This is a genomic window from Paenibacillus sp. ICGEB2008, assembly GCF_000307675.1.
GTDB lineage: Bacteria > Bacillota > Bacilli > Paenibacillales > Paenibacillaceae > Paenibacillus > Paenibacillus polymyxa.
On record NZ_AMQU01000026.1, the window covers coordinates 268,621 to 285,163 of the forward strand.

At 45.9% G+C, this 16,543-nt stretch carries 15 protein-coding genes; 2 read left to right on the forward strand and 13 right to left on the reverse strand.

Annotated elements, in window-relative coordinates:
- Positions 1 to 3 precede the first annotated feature (3 nt).
- The 9 genes from C400_RS0122005 to moaA form a co-directional block, all read right to left on the reverse strand.
- Positions 4 to 741, reverse strand: coding sequence for a tRNA(His) guanylyltransferase Thg1 family protein (locus C400_RS0122005; RefSeq protein ID WP_017428219.1), 738 nt, complete (start codon positions 739 to 741; stop codon positions 4 to 6).
- Between the two features lie 100 nt (positions 742 to 841).
- Positions 842 to 1,189, reverse strand: coding sequence for a DUF2294 domain-containing protein (locus C400_RS0122010; RefSeq protein WP_016821668.1), 348 nt, complete (start codon positions 1,187 to 1,189; stop codon positions 842 to 844).
- 185 nt (positions 1,190 to 1,374) lie between these two features.
- Positions 1,375 to 2,040: a molybdate ABC transporter permease subunit gene (modB, locus tag C400_RS0122015; protein ID WP_016821669.1), complete on the reverse strand. Its 666-nt coding sequence runs from the start codon at positions 2,038 to 2,040 to the stop codon at positions 1,375 to 1,377.
- A gap of 27 nt (positions 2,041 to 2,067) precedes the next feature.
- Positions 2,068 to 2,889, reverse strand: coding sequence for a molybdate ABC transporter substrate-binding protein (gene modA / locus C400_RS0122020; protein ID WP_017428220.1), 822 nt, complete (start codon positions 2,887 to 2,889; stop codon positions 2,068 to 2,070).
- A gap of 75 nt (positions 2,890 to 2,964) precedes the next feature.
- Positions 2,965 to 4,044: a thiazole biosynthesis adenylyltransferase ThiF gene (locus C400_RS0122025; RefSeq protein WP_017428221.1), complete on the reverse strand. Its 1,080-nt coding sequence runs from the start codon at positions 4,042 to 4,044 to the stop codon at positions 2,965 to 2,967.
- A 90-nt stretch (positions 4,045 to 4,134) separates the two neighbouring features.
- Positions 4,135 to 4,839, reverse strand: a complete 705-nt coding sequence (locus C400_RS28500; protein WP_017428222.1) for a molybdenum cofactor biosynthesis protein — start codon at positions 4,837 to 4,839, stop codon at positions 4,135 to 4,137.
- Positions 4,840 to 4,898: 59 nt separating this feature from the next.
- Positions 4,899 to 5,147, reverse strand: a complete 249-nt coding sequence (locus C400_RS0122035; protein ID WP_016821673.1) for a MoaD/ThiS family protein — start codon at positions 5,145 to 5,147, stop codon at positions 4,899 to 4,901.
- A 133-nt stretch (positions 5,148 to 5,280) separates the two neighbouring features.
- Positions 5,281 to 6,093, reverse strand: coding sequence for a formate dehydrogenase accessory sulfurtransferase FdhD (gene fdhD / locus C400_RS0122040; protein ID WP_016821674.1), 813 nt, complete (start codon positions 6,091 to 6,093; stop codon positions 5,281 to 5,283).
- Between the two features lie 39 nt (positions 6,094 to 6,132).
- Complete coding sequence (moaA, locus tag C400_RS0122045; protein WP_026065494.1) at positions 6,133 to 7,146, reverse strand: GTP 3',8-cyclase MoaA; 1,014 nt, start codon at positions 7,144 to 7,146, stop codon at positions 6,133 to 6,135.
- A gap of 601 nt (positions 7,147 to 7,747) precedes the next feature.
- On the opposite strand from moaA, the gene fdhF reads away from it, so the two are divergent.
- The gene (fdhF, locus tag C400_RS0122050; protein ID WP_017428224.1) at positions 7,748 to 10,690 is read left to right on the forward strand and encodes a formate dehydrogenase subunit alpha; all 2,943 of its coding nucleotides are present in this window, start codon (positions 7,748 to 7,750) and stop codon (positions 10,688 to 10,690) included.
- Between the two features lie 12 nt (positions 10,691 to 10,702).
- Positions 10,703 to 11,185, forward strand: a complete 483-nt coding sequence (locus C400_RS0122055) for a DUF1641 domain-containing protein (protein WP_016821677.1) — start codon at positions 10,703 to 10,705, stop codon at positions 11,183 to 11,185.
- Between the two features lie 84 nt (positions 11,186 to 11,269).
- Here C400_RS0122055 and C400_RS0122060 read toward each other — a convergent pair whose 3' ends face one another.
- The 4 genes from C400_RS0122060 to C400_RS0122075 form a co-directional block, all read right to left on the reverse strand.
- A complete protein-coding gene (locus tag C400_RS0122060; protein ID WP_017428225.1) occupies positions 11,270 to 11,623 on the reverse strand; it encodes a hypothetical protein in 354 nt (117 codons plus the stop codon).
- Positions 11,624 to 11,793: 170 nt separating this feature from the next.
- Positions 11,794 to 12,795, reverse strand: coding sequence for a 2-keto-3-deoxygluconate transporter (gene kdgT, locus C400_RS0122065; protein WP_017428226.1), 1,002 nt, complete (start codon positions 12,793 to 12,795; stop codon positions 11,794 to 11,796).
- 48 nt (positions 12,796 to 12,843) lie between these two features.
- Positions 12,844 to 13,851: a tripartite tricarboxylate transporter substrate binding protein gene (locus tag C400_RS0122070; protein ID WP_017428227.1), complete on the reverse strand. Its 1,008-nt coding sequence runs from the start codon at positions 13,849 to 13,851 to the stop codon at positions 12,844 to 12,846.
- Positions 13,852 to 13,977: 126 nt separating this feature from the next.
- Positions 13,978 to 16,419 (reverse strand): AraC family transcriptional regulator, encoded by a 2,442-nt coding sequence (locus C400_RS0122075; protein ID WP_017428228.1) that lies wholly within the window; start codon positions 16,417 to 16,419, stop codon positions 13,978 to 13,980.
- Positions 16,420 to 16,543: the final 124 nt, after the last annotated feature.

Below are 16,543 nucleotides of genomic sequence, written 5' to 3' on the forward strand. Positions count from 1 at the left end.
ACCTCACACATCCTTGTCCAGGTATACATAATGGTTAATATAATCTCTATTTTGTGAAAAGATTGGTGTGTCATGATCAACATCCCACTTGCTTCTGACGGCTTCTCCTTTGTTATACTGTTGTTTGGTAATGCAGATTCCCCGCTTTTGCCAGACCGGAAGGTCATTCCAGTTCAGTCCTTTTTCCACAAAAAGCTTGTCTTGAAGCTGATTTCCGTTCAATCCTTGTAGTTCTGAATGCCTGAAATGAGCTTGAGCTACCATAGAAATGCTGTTTTTAGTAGCGTCTTGTTGTCTCCATAGAAAGTAGTTTGCAACCTCATCGTGAGGCAAAACCCATGCTCTTGCATCAAAAGTAGCTAGAGGCTTATCCGGATAAACTTTCTGGATTTCCTCGTTAAATTTGGCAGTAGCCAGAGAGGCAGATATAGACACCATCTTTTGAAGATTATTTTCAAACCATGATTGTGTCGTTAATTTGTCGTAATTCGTAAGAAGCAGAGAGATTTCATCACTCTGATGGTACACCAGTTTACATCCCATAATATTATAGGCCAGATATTTGCACGTCTCCCATAACGCAAAGATTAGCTTCTCATCAAAAGGTTTCGTCATCCCACGTGTAAAGGTATGAAAATGAGCACCATCGATTCTGATAATTACGGGTAAACGGCGGGGTAAACTTAATCTATAAGCATTTTCATATTCCTTCATTCTATTTCCAAAATCATCTTTTTTCATAAACTATGTAGCTCCTTCGCTTTTCATAGTATCTATTAATCAAAGGTGCTGCTGAACTCCCCAACAATATACAATCCAATGTCGGTTTCACCTTCTCTTTTTATTTCACAGCAATATTATCCTCAAAAACAAAAACGGAGATGGCTATATCTTCTTCCACTTTAATATCTGAAAATAAATGCAGTAAGCGGGAATCCATATAATCCTCCAGTTCTTTATTGAACTGTACAGGATAGATTTTTTGTACCATTTTGGTTCGAGCTGCATGCACCATCTCTCTTCCTGCATCCTCTTGCGCAAGAAACTTTTCGGATGGAGTTAAATTACCGTATAGCATTGTGATGGCCATATTATCTACAAAGGTTGTATGTATGCGTTCCGGGCCTTTTCCAAATAGCTCTTTACGTACTTTTCGAATAATTTCGTTAAAACCCGTTTCCTTTCTCATATCGCACCGCTCTCCTAAATCTACTAAAATCCTTGTTACTATTTCCATCATAACCGATTCCTATCATATAAAACAGAGATGAAGCGAAAGTGATTCTTGGAACATGCTTACCATTGAACGTCATAGAAAAGAAAACGCAGCCCGCCCGATCGGACAGACTGCGTATATTACTGAATCCAAACGGACTAGTCCTTCACCAGTCGATTCGATAGCATCAACATGATAAAAGAGAATAGGATAATGACGGCTACCCAGCTCCAGGAGAGTGTCATATTTCCGACCTCGGACGCGGTGTAAATCGCCGTAGGCAGGGTTTGAGTCTGTTCAGGAATATTACCCGCAAGCATCAGTGTAGCACCAAATTCCCCTAACCCTCGGGCAAATCCGAGAATGTACCCTGAAATAAGCGGTCGGTAGGCAAGGGGCATCGTAATATGGCGAAACACTTGCCATTCGTTGGCACCTTGCGCACGTGCAGCCTGCTCTACTTCGGGTTCTACAGCTTCAAAACCTGCTTTGATCGTCCGATAAGCCAGTGGAAAAGCAACAACTACCGCCGCCACCACTGCGGCTCCCCATGTAAATACAATCGTCTGCTGGAACAGGCTTTCAAAGGCAGCGCCAATCCAACTTTTCCTTCCCAGCAAGATGAGCAATATAAAGCCGACAACAGTGGGAGGCAAAACAAGTGGAAGAAGTAGAACGGTCTCAATCACACTGATTCCTCTCCGCAGCTTGCAGTTCGCCATCATCCGAGCTACCACAGTTGCTAATAAAAAGACAATGATGCTGGCAACGACAGCGACTTTAACAGATACGATAACCGGAGGAAGAAAAGCCGACCAATCCAACGGGACCCCCTCCTTTATCTGTGAATTCTATTTCCCGGTTGTTTCTGCTGGAGCTGAAAATCCATCTTTACTAAATACGCTCATGGCTTCATCTGTACGCAGAAAGTCAACAAACTCGCCCGCTTCCTTGCTGTGCTTGGTTGCCTTTACGATGCCTTCTGGATACAGGATAGGTGCGTGCAATTCCTCAGGTACTTCTAGCGCTACGACCGTTTTATCGGATGATTTGGCATCCGTCAAATAAACGAGTCCAGCATCGGCATTGCCTGTTTCAACATAATTTAATACCTGTCTTACGTCTTTGGCGAATACCATTTTCGGTTCCAGCTTGTCCCATAATCCGGCCTTTGTCAGCGATTCTTTGGAATACTGTCCGGCCGGAACGGTAGTAGGCTCCCCAACGGCAAGCTTCATATAAGAAGGACTTGTCAGATCATTGAGTGTAATACCCTTGTTGTCTGTGCTCTTGGCTTTATCTTGCGGAACAACCACAACCAGTTTATTTTGAAGCAGTACGCTATCTTTTTCCACTAATGATGCATCGGTTAAAGCCTTCATTTGCTTCATACCTGCCGAAATAAATACGTCAGCGGGTGCACCCTGCTCAATTTGTTTCTGTAAAGTACCGGATGACGCATAGTTAAAGGTAAGCTTGATATCTGGGTGCTGCTTTTCATACTGTTCCTTGAGCGTATTCAGACTATCTTGAAGACTCGCAGCGGCAGATACGATCAACTCTGTTTTGGCTGCAGGCGCTGTCGACTGTACAGCAGCCGGAGACGAGCATCCAGCCAGAACCCATGCCAACAATCCAACGAATGTGAATATGTACCCGAATTTCTTTTTCAACTTGTTCTTCCCCTGTCCTCTATATTCCGTAATGAGGTGACAGTGCGCAGCTCATTAAGGTCTGAATCTATTGGGTTAACCCAAATATTTGTGATAAATAGACCTCGCCTCGGCGATATCCTTGGTGCCATGGATCAGAACACGTCCATCCTGAAAAAGAACCAACCGATGCATTCCAATGACAACGGATACTAGATATGGATTATGCTCCACTTGGCCCCCCTGACGGGATAGCAGACGGGCCGCTTCGTTCAGATTGCGTACAGAGCCCGTGACCGGTCGGATCTGAACCGTATCACGTCCGCACAGTACAGCCGTTTTAGCCTGATGCTCCAATTGTAGAAATGGATACACCGGATGCTCTCCACACGTCGAGCAATCCGTTTTTTTCATGGCGCTGATTTGGATCGCCTGATGTTGATTATTCCATAGATCGAAGGAAATCAGCTTGCCCTGCAAGGCTGAATTGTCCCCAGTGAGCAGCTTCAATGCTTCGGCACTTTGGTAAGCTGCCACCATCTGTACAGCCGGGCTGATCACACCGACCGTATCACAGGTTGCGCCGCCGAGCGGTACGGTTCCGAGCAGGCAATGCAGACAGGGTGTCTGTCCTGGAACGATCGTAAAGGTTGTTCCGTAACTACCTACACACGCTCCATAAATCCAGGGGATTTGGTGCTTGACGGCGTAATCGTTAATAAGCAGACGTGTATCGAAATTGTCAGTGGCATCTACGATGAGGTCCACTCCTGCTGCAATGTCGCCGATTTCCTCTAGTGATACGTCTTGGACTAGCGCACGGATGTCCACGTCCGAATTGATTTGCTGCAATCGCCTCTGGGCGGCCACTGCCTTGGGTATCTGTTCACGAGCATCTGCTTCGTCGTAGAGCTGCTGGCGTTGTAGGTTACTCCAGTCTACATAATCTCGATCTACCAGCGTCAATCGTCCGATGCCCGCTCGCACCAGCATGTCCGCGTTGGCCGTTCCTAGTGCTCCAGCACCTACCATTAACACATGCTTGCTGCGGATATTTTGTTGTCCTGTCGGCCCGATCTTTCCGAATAATTCTTGTCTTGAATATCTGGCGTGGGACGCCTGCGTGTGTGCTTCTGCATCCGCATCCGTTTTTGGGTCCTTTTTCATTTCAGACATCGTTATTTACGCCCCCATACTTCTAATCCATTAATTGCTGCAAGTCGATCAGACAAGATAAAAGTTCAGATGTCCCGCCTAACTCAAAAGTTATGGGGTGTTATGAGGATTCCAGCCACCCAGCTGGTGCCCCTTCCACTCGGAGCCATCCTCCCACACTTCCTTTTTCCAAATTGGTACGATTTGCTTCAAGCGTTCAATAGCATGGCGACTGGCCTCGTAGCAAGTATCACGGTGTGCAGCAGAAACAGCAATCACGACACTGGTCTCTCCAATCCTTACCGTACCAAGCCGATGTGTAATGGCAGTGCGCGTTGACGGCCAGCGATCAGCAATTTCGTCACCAATTTGCTTCATCGTGTTCATCGCCATCGGCACATATGCTTCATATTCAAGCAGCACCGTTCGCTGACCTTGTGTAAATTCCCGAGTCGTGCCATTAAAGGTCAATGAAGCCCCATGAGAAGGGTCGAGTACCTTTGAGGTTACCTCATTGGCATCAATCGGGTCGTAGGTAATAGCATATAATCCGCATTTAGAAACGACCGTCTCCATTCCGGGAGCTGACTGATGAAGAGCAATTGCGTCTGTTGGAAGCACAAGTTCATCTGGAGAAGCCAACTTTTGATGATGGGTAAAAAAACAACTAGACAGTTGTGAAGCTATCTCCGGGTACAACTCATTCAGCCTTGTTCGAATGTCTGCAATGGTCACCGTTTCCTGTGAAAGTTCCACAGTGAGCACGTCACCAAATTGCTCCGCCATACCTGCGAATAATTGAATATGGTATTGCATATTCATCTGACCCCCTTTGTTCCCTTATCTATCGAATTCACCTAGCCTGTTACTGGAGCTTATCCTCCTGAAACCGGAGGAATAATCGCAATTTCATCATGTATACTAACCAGATCCTCTGGAGCGACATAGGCTTGATTTCTGGCAACAAAAGCTCCCTGCAACTGGGCCGCTGCTTCAGGGAAATATTGGGACAACAAGTCTTTTAATGCGTTGACGGTCATCGTCTCCTGATCAGCAGGCACCGTAATCATAGGCCTTCCCATCAGCTCTGCAAGTCCGGCAAATACTTGAATATGATAGTTCATTAAGTAGGTTCCCCCCTTTCAGTACAAGGACTAACCATCGCATATACACCAAGAAAAACCAACATGAACTAATACCTCGAAAGGTTTTATTCCATGCTGGTTAACTATGATGGTCTACATTGATATTTTTATATTATATTTTAGATTCAACCAGTTCATCAATCCGCTCCGTGTGCGTATACACATTCAAAGAACGACTTCGTATAAAACCGATGGTAGTAATCCCCAGATCCTCTGCTAATTCAAGTGCAAGCTCTGTGGGAGCTGACTTGGACAAAACAACCTCACAACCAATTTTCGCAACCTTCAACAAGATTTCAGACGAGATGCGCCCACTGAATACGATGATTTTATCTTGTAATATAATATCATGCTTTAGGCAGTGCCCATAGATTTTATCAAGCGCATTGTGGCGGCCGATATCCATTCTGGACAGGATTATTCCGTCTTTGTCACACAGCGCAGCATTGTGAACGCCACCCGTCTCCTGAAACGTATGTGCCGAGGTTTGCATCAAATTCATCAGGCGGAAACAGTCATCAAAAGACACCGTAACATGGGCATCATTCATTCTTTTTGCCACTTTAGCATCATTTATAAAGTAAAATCCCTGTCTACTTTTTCCGCAGCAGGAGGTAATGTATCGTTTGGAATGAAAGTTTTGATAAAACTCATTCATCCGACGGGTTTTAATATGAACAAAACCTTCTTTTTCCTGAACCCAAATATCTTCGATATCATCATACCGTTGAATGACGCCTTCAGAGGCCAAAAAGCCTACTACCATATCCTCTACATACTCTGGTGTACAAACCATGGTGGCAAATTCCTGCTGATTGATTTTAATGGTCACTGGATACTCCGTCACCACTGTGTCTTCAAAACGCTTGATCTGACCGTCCCGATAACGTAGGATCTCGCGTTTTACCTCAGCCGGCTTTTCCATGTGCTCAACTCCCTTGTTTCTGACAGGCTGGCTCTTCGGTCACCCGCCGATATGTGACATTTCAATTTTGGACGATGCTTGCTTCGTATGAGTCAATCGTTCCTCTGAATAGCGGTCGGTACGTCCTCTCCAAACACGCTCAATGTAAGATCTAATCTCATCATCGGATTGCTCGGACCGCAGCATCGTGCGAAGCTTGTACCCTTTGGACGCAAACAGGCATGTGTACAAGGAGCCCTCAGCAGAAATTCTCGCCCGTGTACATGTGGAGCAGAAAGCGTCCGTAACGGATGAAATGATGCCGATTTCCCCGTCTCTGTCCAGATACCTGTAGCGCGTCGCCACCTCACCTTTGTATTGGGGTGGAACAGGTTCTAACGGCATGTGCTCATGGATGGTTTCGATGATCTGCTGCTTGGAAACAACCTGATCCAATTTCCAGCCATTGGTGTTACCTACATCCATAAACTCAACAAAGCGCAAAATATGCTTTTTCTTTTGAAAATAGTCGGCCATAGGTACAATATCCTGATCGTTAAAGCCCTTTTGCACGACCATATTTATTTTCACCTGCATTCCCGCTTGAGCTGCAGCTTCAATACCTTCCAGCACTGCCTTTACACTGCTTCTCCCCCCGTTCATGCGGCGGAATCGACCGTCATCCAGCGAATCCAGACTAACCGTCACTCTCTTCAGCCCCGCCTCCCGTAGTGACGCTGCATATTTAGGCAAAAATACACCGTTCGTCGTCATAGCAATATCTTCAACCCCATCGAGTTGAGTTAACGAATGAATGAGCGAGGACAAATCTTTCCTCAGCAACGGCTCACCCCCAGTAATACGCAGCTTTGTAACGCCGAGCGAGACAAAGATACGAGAGAGGCGGGTAATTTCCGCAAAGGTCAATATTTTTTCTTTTGGCAAAAACGGATAGTCATGGCCAAATATTTCTTCAGGCATACAATATCGGCACCGAAAATTACATCGGTCTATGACGGATATTCTCAAGTCCCGTAACGGACGATTCCATTGATCGTCGCTGCGGTTCGCCATCCCGTTCACCTCAATCCGTCTCATTAATAAATCTCTTTTAACTGTAAACTGAACCAAAAAACCGGCATCACAACAACTTCTTCGCTTATGAATATCGAAGAATCTGCTAAATGCCGGTTAATTTATCTACATCAGGATTTTACGAATCCTCACATCATGTGATATAGAAAAATCAAACTAACAAGCGCTGCGCCAAATAAAATATACGCGATTCCCACGTACACTCCATTCACGAATGCTCTCAAATAGATACATTCCTATTGTTAGCAATCCTGGAACGTTTGTCAATGATTTTTCGCTTTCTCAATTGATGATCATTATCAATTAAAAATTTTAATAAATCACCGTTGAACTATCTTAAATTTTACGCTATAGTTACACCAGATGACATGCAGAAAATGACATATTCAATTTATTGATATACAGGCGGTGCGTACTGTCTGGTATTAATACATACTCCAATGGCGGATTGGCCTCCAGGACCTAGAGCTTGGTCACTACTCCACCATAAACACAAGTGCTTAAACACGAGCACTTGTGTTTATGGTGGAGTTTTTTTGTTCCCAATTTTAAAATTCAAAATCTGAAAGGAGCCTGAACCGTGGCGGATAATACGATCAAAATTACATTAAACGGACAGGAACTGAAAACAAATAGCAGCGCAACCATTCTTGAAGTGATCAACGAAAACAATATTGCCCACCCCCAACTGTGTTACGTTCCCGAAGTGGATCCAATCCGCACCTGTGACACATGTATTGTGGAAGTGGACGGAAAGCTTATGCGTTCCTGCTCAACGCTTGCTACAAATGGAATGGATATTCATTTACATTCAGATCGCGCAAAAGCGGCACAAACCGAGGCTATGGACCGTTTGCTGGAGAATCACCTCCTCTACTGCACGGTGTGCGATAACAACAACGGTAATTGTAAACTGCATAACACCGCAGAGCTTATGGAAATTGAACATCAAAAATATCCATATCGACCGAAGGTTGATCCCACAGAAGTAGATATGTCCCACCCTTTTTACCGCTATGATCCCAATCAATGTATTGCATGCGGCCAATGCGTAGAGGTATGTCAGAACCTGCAGGTCAATGAAACACTGTCCCTCGACTGGGAGGCTGAACGCCCTCGCGTGATCTGGGACGATGGAGTTGCCATTAACGATTCCTCCTGCGTCAGCTGCGGTCAGTGTGTAACGGTCTGTCCATGTAACGCCTTGATGGAAAAGTCCATGCTGGGAGAGGCCGGCTTCATGAGCGGCATAAATAAGGATTTATTAAATCCAATGGTTGATCTAATTAAGGAAGTGGAGCCAGGCTACAGCGGTATTTTTGCAATTTCGGAAGCTGAAGCAGCGATGCGTGAAACACGTACGAAAAAAACTAAAACCGTCTGCACGTTTTGCGGTGTAGGTTGCAGCTTTGAAGTTTGGACCAAAGGCCGCAAAATTTTGAAGGTACAGCCTACCTCTGAGGGGCCTGTTAACGGCATTTCGACATGCGTCAAAGGGAAATTCGGCTGGGATTTTGTGAATAGCGATCAACGTTTGACCTCGCCTTTAATTCGTCAAGGAGACGAATTCGTGGAAGCAACCTGGGAAGAAGCCTTGAGCCTGATGGCCAGCAAAATGGGAGCTATCAAAGAAACCTACGGAGGCGAGGCACTCGGTTTTATTTCTTCATCCAAATTTACCAACGAAGAAAATTATCTGATGCAAAAGCTGGCTCGTCAGGTGTTCCAAACGAATAACGTTGATAACTGCTCACGGTATTGCCAATCTCCTGCATCATGGGGGCTACAATATACCGGAGGCATCGGCGGCGACAGTGGCACGATTAAAGACATTGCCTCCGCAGGTTTGGTCATACTAGTCGGCTGTGCGCCGGGAGAAGGACATCCCGTGCTGGCTACCCGCATCAAACGTGCGCATAAGCTGCATGGTCAAAAGTTGATCTCCGTCGACCTGCGCAAGCATGAAATGGCAGAACGCGCAGATTTGTTCATGCGTCCGAAGCAAGGTACTGATTATGTATGGTTATCCGCTGTAGCCAAATACATCATTGAGCAAAACTGGCATGATGCTAAATTCATTGAGAAACATGTAAATTTCTATCCTGAATATTTGAAATTGCTGGAGAACTTTACCCTGGAATTCGCTGAGCAGGAAACGGGTATTTCCCAAGAGACGCTCATTCAGGTAGCGACCATGATTCACAAAGCCGATGGCACGGCCATTTGCTGGGGCATGGGCGTGACGCAAAACATCGCAGGCTCTTACACTTCGATCGCGATTGCCAACCTGCTGCTGGTGACTGGCAACTTTATGCGTCCAGGTGCAGGCGCATATCCGCTTCGAGGACATAACAATGTTCAGGGTGCTGCCGATATGGGTACCATGCCAGATATTTTTCCTGGCTATCAGCCCGTAACGAACGATGCCATTCGGTCCAAGTTCGAAGCGGCCTACGGCGTACAAATTCCAAGCCAGCGCGGACTGGACAACATTCAAATGCTGGAAGCCATTGAGACGGGTAAGCTCAAAGGTATGTATATCGCTGGAGAAGAAATGGCATGGGTGGATGCAGACTCCAATCATACCCAAGAAATGCTGGCGAATTTGGATTTCCTTGTCGTTCAGGATGTATTTCTGAGCAAGACAGCTGAATTCGCTGATGTCATTTTGCCAGCTGTACCTTCACTCGAAAAGGACGGTACCTTTACGAACACCGAACGTCGTGTACAGCGTTTATATGAGGCCCTCCGCCCTGTAGGAGACAGCAAACCGGATTGGTGGATTTTCAGCCAATTTGCCAAGCACATGGGATTTGATTGGGATTACAGTCATCCGAGTGAAATTTTTGAGGAAATAGCGGCGCTCACTCCATTTTTCTCCCAATGTAATTATGACGTATTGGAAGGCTGGAACAGCTTCCATTGGGGATCGCCGGATGGTAGCAACACTCCGCTTCTGCATACCAACGGCTTTAACTTTCCAGATAAAAAAGCACGCTTGGGGCTCTTCGAATATGTACCACCAAAAGAGTATCCCGCTGAATTCGATCTGACCTTAAATAATGGCCGACTGCTCGAACAGTTTCACGAAGGGAATATGACGACAAAGTCAACAGGCCTTCAGCTCAAACTCCCAAAAGTATTTGTGGAAGTGTCCCCTGAGTTGGCAGAGGAGCGCGGAGTTACAGACGGATCGCTGGTTCGACTGGAATCTCCCTATGGGGCGGTCAAGCTGCATGTTCTGGTGACGGACCGGGTACAAGGAACAGAAATTTATGTACCGATGCACTCTACCAGTCATGAGGGTGCTGTCAATCTATTAACTGGTGGAGCATTTGATGTAGTCACCCGTACACCTGCCTATAAACAAACCAAAGTACGGATGCAAGTTTTGGAATTCGATGGTCAAAATCCACTCCCACATATCAATCCACGTTATAAAAAGCGGCATCCGCAAAATGGGGTTGAAGTGAACCGTAAGTGGAATCGTCCCGGTTACATCGATTTGGTAGATCAAAAATAAGGAGGTCGAACCATGGCTAAGCCTATTTCAATTGTGAGAAAACGTATATTGACAGCAGAAGAACGGCAAAAACAATCGCTGGATCAACTTACTGCCGACCTGGCAGACAATGGGGCAGCATTGCAGAAGACGCTTGAAATTGTACGTGAACTGCATGACAGTGGTCTTCTCGAAGCAGCTCAGTCTATGCTAAAAGCCAAAGAAACCATTGCCAAAATCGCTGTAGGACAAGCGACGCGCAAGCCTGTGACGAACATCATCAATAATCTGATGGGTGCAGCAGGGATGCTGTCCGAGGTAGACCCTGAGCTGATGAAAAAACTGGCAAGCAGCGTCACTACGGGCCTGAATGAAGCCGAAGAGCACCTAAAGCAGAATAAAAAGACGCGGCTGCGTGATCTTATGAAGGCAATGAATGATCCAGATGTAAACCGGGCAATGGGGTTCGGTATTCATTTTCTCAAGGGCGTGGGAAAAGGTTTGTCTGATAAATAGCTTAATAGATATGAAAGTGGAAGGCTACTAACCACAGATAATAAAAAGAGCTGGCTCCGAAAAAAACGGGGCAGCTCTTTTTATTTATTTTTTATCTACCTGCAACAAGGTCACTGTTTTAAGAGAAACGGCATCTTTTATTTGCTCCTCCGCGATAACCTTAAGTTTTAGCAAGCTGGAAATTTTTGAAGTGTCCGGCTTGGAAAACAAACGCCATAATTGAGGATCAGGCAATGAATCATACAATTTCGCATGATCGTATTCCTTGCGGTGCTGCTGTACAATCCTGACTCGGTAGTTGCCAATTTCCCAATCGGATACTTCCTGCTCTGCACAATGGGCGGTAATGTCATTGCGCAAATCAGCCAGTTCACCTTCAATTTCTTTTTGCTTTTGCTTTAACTGGTAATAGCGACGCACCTTGTTTTCCAATTCCATCACGCTCCTCTGCTTACATATGTATGTTGGCAGATGCGTTTTAGGACAAGTTTTATCATGTTAGGATGGAAGGTGTATCTATCACTGTAACAGCATTTCCCGGGTAATGGTAACGTCGACCAATTGAGTCCTCGTCATACAAATTTTATTTCAGGGTTTTTGCAAAATCCTCATTTAGGTACATTCGCCCCTGGAGTTACAGGCCCCGCTCCTTTTGACTTCCCCTTGCGCTTCATATAATTGGCCCAGTATGCCGTCAAAATAGGCACCAAAATGGAGGTCACTATGACCGAAGCGGCTACTAATGCCGTTGCAGATTGGGCAACAGGTAAAAATTCAGGCTTGATATTGGCAACAATGACTGGATTCGCTACTGCTGCACCTGCGGTGCTGGAGGCTGCAATCCCTGCCGTACCGTTGCCACCCCCAATATATTTGTCCGCCAGAATCAATGGAATACCTGTAAAGATAATTACAAAAACACCCAACAAAATACCTAACACACCTGTCTGGACAATAACACTCAGGTCAATGGAACACCCCAGCGCAAACCCAAAAAATGGAATAAGTGCTTGTGTCGCGTTTCCAAAATATTTACGGAAATCATGATCCAGATTGCCCAACATAAAGCCGACCAAAAACGGTAATACGGCCCCGACAAATGTTTGCGGTTCAAAAACGGCCAGCCCGGTACTCCCTAGAATAAGCATAGTCACCAGTGGACCTGATTCCAGTGACATCAGCACGAATGCTCCTGCCTCTTCCTTGGAGCCATACTGCTGCATAATAGAGGCGTAGAGACCGCCGTTCGTCATATCCATAGCCGAGATCAGCGCCAGCACCGACAAACCTGCAAATAGCCCACTTTCTACGCCGCCAACAGGCAGCAATCTAGACGCAATGATCGCCACGACCCAAGCGACCGCGATTTTAGTCAATACGAGCGTTCCTGATTTACGCAATACGGTGCCTGTCGCTCGCACATCTATGGAAGCACCCATACAAAAAAACCACACTGCCAAAATGGGCACCGTACCGGTCATCAATCCCTTGGTAAAAGATCCAAAATAGTCGCCTGCCCATGGAGTAAATGTATGAAAAAGTGCGCCGATAAACAGCGGCACCAGCATAATGCCCCCTGGAATTTTATCGATGTTTTGTTTGATCTTCATAACTTCATTCAACCCTTTCGTTTTTGCCAATGCAAAAACAAGGCCGTTTTACTTGCGGCTTAAGCCGAGCTCAGGAATCAGTTTTGCGAAAGTATCATGACTATCCTTCAGTTGACGCGCGAATGCCTCTGCATCCTGGACACGCAATCCCAATCCATGCTTTCGCATTTCCTCCCTGAATTCCTCGTCTTTCGTCCCCTTGATCAGTGCATCCGCCAGCGTTTGAGCCACTTCATTGGGTGTATCCTTAGGTACAGCCAGCCCTCTCCAGGTACCTATAAAATGGACACGCAACCCAGTCGCCTGCTGAAGTGTCGGCACTTTTGGAAACGCTTCCGAAATGGTGTCTGCCTGGATCGCCAGTATGCGAAGTTTTCCTTCGTCCACGTATTTCTTCACCTCTGCGGGACTGACAGGTACAGCGTCCACGAATCCGCTCATTAAAGCAGAAACTGCTGGGCCTGCTCCCTCATAAGGGATATGGGTGAAGCGGACTCCGCTTTTCTGCTCCAGCATCGCGGCAGCTAGGTGCCATATACTGCCTGTGCCTGCATTCCCCATTTTCAGCTTGCCTGGATGGGTCCTAGCATCCTCCAGAAATGCCTCCGCTGTCTTCCACGGCGCATCCGCCCGAACCGTAATGGCAGAAGGGTCCATATTGGTTTGAAGCAGCGGCTTAAAACGCTCATAGGTGATGGGTAGCAGTCCCAAATGTGGCAATGTAGTCAGTTCAGCGACCAGATACGTTACGGTGTAACCGTCTGCCTGCGCCTCAGCTCCCTCCATCAGCCCGACAGAACCGCCGCCACCTGTTCGATTAACGACGATGATCGGCTGCCCGAGATGCTTTTCGGCGGCTTTTGCCAACGCTCTTGCGGTAATATCTGTACCGCCCCCCGCCGCATACGGAACGACAAGCGTTACTGGCTTCGCAGGAAATATACGACTGTGATCCTGCAGGGTGCGGTGATCCACATATTCACTGATACTCAAGGCAGAAAGCATAGCCACTCCTGCCGCAACCAGCACATATTTTTGCCATGGCTTTTTCTTCATTACGCTTCCTCTTCTCCACAAATAAACTGGGCCTATTACGCCCGCCGTCACCTCCAACGTTTTCGGTCATTTGTTCGCGCTTACATGAAGTCAATGTACCGCAACGTGGAGGCCCACATCTATCGTCTAATCTTCGTGTTTATCTTCTATTCCACCAAAGCGCCGATCTTTTGACCGATTTGCATATTCATTAGAAGATTTGTTGATTTGTCTGAATTTCCCTGGGGTCACTTGCTTATACTTGCGGAATACACGAATAAAACTGTTCTCGTTTCGGTACCCGACCTGCTCTGCAATTTCACCAATTTTCAAATGCGTTTCACACAGCAATATGCATGCCTTTTTGACACGTAATCCAGTCAAATAATCATATACGGTAGTCCCCGTTTCCTCTTTGAACATACTACTCACCGAAGACACGCTCATGTGAACATGATCCGCAATTTCCTGAAGCCCGATATTCAAATGCAAGTGATGTTCCATATAGTCGATCATCTCTTGTACACGTACAAAATCTTTGGACTGTTGGCGTCCATGCCATTTCTCTTCAATATCAGTCAACATGATGGCCAGCAGCGCCTCAATGTCTTGAAGGTCTAGCGTCAGAATCTGATTCCAATGATAATCAGCGAGCAGATCTGGCGGAGTCACGCTTTGAGTGGTACACCATTTTAACAAATCTTCCAGTAGTTCATGAACAAATAGGTAGACCTGGTTTGGAGATGTCCTAAAGAGTCGAAGTTCTTCTACCCACTGGCTGACTAGCTTTGCACTTGCACCAGGTTCCTGCGACTCCACAGCACGAATCAGATCCACACGCCGATGGTCCAGTAATCTTGCATCCTGAGCCTGATCCTGTGACTGCACATCCACTATGCAATCCTGTTTCACATTTGTGCTGCTGTTCATATTCATATGTGAACGTCCATATCCCTCATACAAACGTAAATTAAGCGCCTTTTTTCCTTTTATAAAAGACGCCCGTGCCTCTTGAATATCTGTGACCCTATGGCCAATCCCTACCGAAATCGTCAAAGGAAGATGCTCAGCAACAACCTGAATTAGCCTGTCAACGCTGTTGCGAAGCCATACTCTCTCTTTAGCAGCCCCCTCCGCTTCAACTTCATATGTGCTTTCCCTGAACTGCAGCAGTACAACCAAACCACTCTCTTCCTCCGGCGCACTAACTGCTTTCCAACGAGGCTCAAGCATCTCCAGCAAAATGTTGTTCAGCGCATATTTAAGTAGCATTTTGTCCTCTTCCGGAAAGCTTGCGCTCCACGTAGAATACCGATCAATCGACACGATCATAACAACCAAAGAATTATGGTCCCAATCGGAAAAATACTGTTCCCATTTCGTACGCATTTCCTGTACACCCATTCTACGCTGGAAGACATCTTCTATATATTTGGAACGCAGCTCCGGCAAGCTTCGCTCTACCACCAATGATTTGCGGTGAAATTCTCCAACCAACTTGCTAATCACGGGTTCCAGATCATACAATCCTCCCTGACGCGTTCCCTTGTTGCCTGAATTCAAGAGACTATTAATTTTTTTCATAGGGCGAAAAGCGGCATAACTGTAATAGTACACCGCCGAGCACCCAGCCAGGATAGAGATCAAGGCCAGCCACAACATCATATTGCGCGCCAGCTTCACATTTTTCAGTAGTTTGTCCATCGGCACAAGTGATACTAGACGCCAGCCTGTAACATCGGAGAAGGTCTGGTTCGCCATATATTCCATATCTCCAATTTCTACATAAGCATAAGGATTCACATCCAACTCTTTCAAAACTCTGCCCATATCATTTAAGGGTATGGACGATCTCAGTTTGGGATAGATCAGCTCGCCCTCCAGATCATAGACGTATTGCGAGTTGGATAAATGAATATACAGTTTGGAGAAAAAACGGTCGTAATCCAGATTGATTAACACCGCACCCCTGACCTTTCCATTCTCTACTATAGGTCTAGCCAGCGAGAGCAGCTCTATCGTGCCATGCTGTTGATCAGTACCATACCATCTCCGCTTAATCAATAGCGGCTTTTTTTGAATGTTCTGAATCCAGGGAACCCAGGTTGTGTCCGGTGCTTGATTCCAATCGGGCAAATAACCATAATTGCTGGACACGAGAGCATGATTATCCAAAGAAATGACTTCAATCGAATAAATTTCTTCGTGTGAAGAAAGGGTTTTCAAATATTTCTGAAGTCGTTCGATAACGGAGGCTTTGTTGGATAACGATTTTCCATCCGCATAAATACGTATAAAAGACTCTACATCCGGATAATAAGCCGCATCCAGTGCCTTGTTATCCGACTCACGAAAAGCCCGATTAGTCACATCCAGATTGATTTGCAACAATTCTATATTAGGTGTATTCAGCTCGGTATCCAAACCTTCACGGTATCTTGAATACGATAGCAAGCCGATCACGCTGATCACGAGCGACACGCACAGCGTGAGCAGCAGAATCAGTCTTGTCTGCTTATTTTTCAGTATTAATCGAAGCTTAAGTCGCAACATTCCTGTAACTTCATCCTTCCGGACTACGTTGTCCATCTTCCTCTTACTCAATATTAGATGACATATTACCTTTACATCTATTTGACACATGAAGTGGAATTTCCTGCCTTTACAAATCAAACTTAACAGGAGTCATATCATTAATAATAAAAAAGAAGAA